Raw genomic sequence first — 1,294 nt, forward strand, 5'->3', positions numbered from 1 at the left:
GGCCAACACCAGAGAGATTCTTCCGACCGGACTCATGGCCACTCCACTAACACGACACACACGATTACCAATGACAGCTTTGACGGCCGTTTGGTAAAATTTGATTTAAACCCGAGACATACGCTCGCGCTTTGCCGCGATGCCGCTGCCGGTCATCGACTGGACGTTGGCCCGCGCCCGGATTACCTTCCATCCGCAGTATTCCGCAGCCCTCGATGGAGACCGCGACAATGACCCTGCATGGCGACGCCCTGAAAATCGCGATCGAACAGACACGGACAAAATGGGGATGGTTTGTCGCGCTCGGTGTGCTGCTGCTCATCTTCGGCGGCATTGCCTTCGCCAACCTGTTCGTCGCCACGGTGGCTTCCGTCTACGTCGTGGGATGGCTGATGCTGATGGCGGGCATCATCGAGATCGTGCACGCGTTCGGCGTCAAGACCTGGAGCCGCTTCTTCTACTGGCTGCTCAGCGGACTGCTGTACGCCGTTGCCGGCTTCTTCGCTTTCGGCAATCCGTTGCTTGCCTCGGCGGTGCTGACATTCCTGCTGGCGATTGCGCTGGTCGCGTCAGGGGTGCTCAGGGCCTGGGTCGGCTACAGCCATCGGCCGGAACGCGGCTGGGGCTGGATCGTCGCTGCCGGTGTCATCACCGCGCTTGCGGGCCTGATCATCGCCATGGGCTGGCCGGTCAACAGCCTGTGGGTGCTCGGTCTGTTCCTGGCGATCGATCTGATCTTCCAGGGCTGGACCTTCATCGCCGTCGGCCTGGCACTGAAGAAGTAGCTTAAAATGCCATCGCAGCGTCGAGGTCGGAGAGCGGCCTGACGCCGGCAAGCAGCGCGCGTGCCTCGGCTTCATCGCGCTTCATCTGCGCGACCAGCGCGTCGAGCCCCTCGAACTTCACCTCCGGACGCAGGAAACCGAAGAAGGAAACCTGACAAACCTCGCCATAGAGGTCGCCGGAGAAATCGAAGACAAAGGTTTCCAGCAGCGGCGCGCCGTTGTCGTCGACTGTCGGGCGTCGGCCAAAGCTGGCGACGCCGTCGTGAAGCGTGCCGTCGGCGCGGCGGAAGCGGACGGCATAGATGCCCTCCCTGAGTGCGGCTTCAGCCGACAGCCTCATATTCGCGGTTGGAAAGCCAAGGGTGCGGCCAAGCTGCTGTCCGCCGACCACCTCGCTTTCGACGGTGAACCGGTAGCCGAGCAGACCGGCGGCTTCAGCCACCTCACCCTCGCCCACCAATACGCGGATGCGGCTGGACGACACCACCTCCGCGCCCTCGTCCCGGAAC

General features: G+C 62.9%; 2 protein-coding genes. One reads left to right on the forward strand and one right to left on the reverse strand.

The window, feature by feature from the left end:
- Positions 1 to 230 precede the first annotated feature (230 nt).
- A complete protein-coding gene (locus tag EN925_RS36375) occupies positions 231 to 785 on the forward strand; it encodes an HdeD family acid-resistance protein (RefSeq protein WP_013532362.1) in 555 nt (184 codons plus the stop codon).
- A gap of 1 nt (position 786) precedes the next feature.
- Here the strand turns inward: EN925_RS36375 and EN925_RS36380 are convergent.
- Positions 787 to 1,294, reverse strand: a 508-nt coding sequence (locus EN925_RS36380; RefSeq protein WP_281040700.1) for a riboflavin kinase, incomplete at its 5' end; no start/stop codon positions are given.

The organism is Mesorhizobium sp. M7A.F.Ca.US.006.04.2.1 (assembly GCF_004022915.1).
Lineage (GTDB): Bacteria > Pseudomonadota > Alphaproteobacteria > Rhizobiales > Rhizobiaceae > Mesorhizobium > Mesorhizobium ciceri.